Consider the following 1520-nt stretch of genomic DNA (forward strand, 5'->3'; position numbering starts at 1 on the left):
ACCAGGCCGCGGAGCATGGGGTGGATGGCGTCCTCGGTCCGCAGCCCGGTCAGGTCCAGCCCGGTCGCCGCGACGGCCGCCTCACCCGCAGCAAGGCTCGCGTCGAACAGTTCCATCGCCTCGTCGGAGGCCAGCGGACGCACACCCAACCGAGCCAGCCGCCGCAGATCAGTGTCGGCGAGATGACCCGTCATCTCACCCGACTCCTCCCACAGCCCCCAGGCCAGCGACAAAGCCGGCAACCCCTGACCAGCACGATGAACAGCCAGCGCATCCAGGAAGGCGTTCCCCGCCGCGTAATTGGCCTGCCCCGCCGTACCGAGCACACCCGCGACGGACGAGTACAGAACGAAGGCCGACAAGTCATGCCCGCGCGTCAACTCATGCAGGTTCCACGCCGCATCCACCTTCGGCCGCAGCACCCGCTCCAACTGCTCCGACGACATCCCCGCCACCACACCGTCATCCAGCACACCCGCCGCATGCACCACCGCAACCAGCGGATGCTCGGCGGAAACACCCTCCAGCACCCCAGCCAACGCCTGCCGGTCAGCCACATCACACGCGGCAAACACCACCCGCGCACCCAACCGCTCCAGCTCCGCACCCAACTCCCGCGCACCCGGCGCCGCCGACCCACGACGACTGACCAGCAACAAACGACGCGCCCCGTGCTCCACCACCAGATGCCGCAGCAGAACAGCCCCCAGCGCACCCGTCGCCCCGGTCACCAGCACCGTGCCCCGATCCCACGCAGCAACCACACCACCCTGCCGCGCCACCGGAACCAGCCGCGGCACCAGCAACCGCCCCTGGCGCACCGCCACCTGCGACTGCCCGCAAGCAACCGCCCAGCCCAGCAACCGCTCATCGGCAACATCCAGATCCACCAGCACGAACCGGCCCGGATTCTCCGTCTGCGCCGACCGCACCAAGCCCCACACAGCGGCCTGCGCAACATCGGTGACACCCTCCGAACCCGCAGCCACCGCACCCCGCGTCACCAGCACCAGCCGCGAACCGGCGAACCGCTCCTCCGCCAACCACCCCCGCACCAGACCCAGCACACCGGCGAGAACACCACGCGCCGCAGCCCCCACGTCGGAAACATCCACCATCGACGGCAACCGCACCACCACCGCGTCCGGCACATCCCGCGGCAGCTGCGCAAGGCCCGGGACGGTCTCACCGTCCCCCACCACCACCCACCGCGATGCCCCCACCTGAGACGAAGACACAAGCGCGGACCACTCCACCCGCAACAGCGGGTTCGGGGAAACTGCACCCGCGGCACGCAGCACCTCCTTGGACAGCGGCCGCAGCACCAGCGCACCGACCGAGACCACCGGCATACCCGCCCCATCCGCAACGGTGACCGACACCCTGTCGGGTCCGTCCGCGGTCATCCGCACCCGCAGGGAGGTGGCACCGGCGGCATGCACACGTACTCCCTCCCAGGCGAACGGCACGACCGCCGGCCCGTCCGTGCCCGTCACCGCGGGAAGCAGTGCGTGCAGTGC

1 protein-coding gene is annotated in these 1520 nt (G+C 70.5%); it reads right to left on the reverse strand.

Going from position 1 to position 1520, the window contains the following annotated elements:
* A partial coding sequence (locus IE286_RS26850) for a beta-ketoacyl reductase (protein ID WP_189799353.1) occupies window positions 1–1442 on the reverse strand: 1442 nt, incomplete at its 3' end.
* Window positions 1443–1520: the final 78 nt, after the last annotated feature.

Source organism: Streptomyces thermodiastaticus (assembly GCF_014656135.1).
In the GTDB taxonomy this organism is placed as follows: domain Bacteria; phylum Actinomycetota; class Actinomycetes; order Streptomycetales; family Streptomycetaceae; genus Streptomyces; species Streptomyces thermodiastaticus.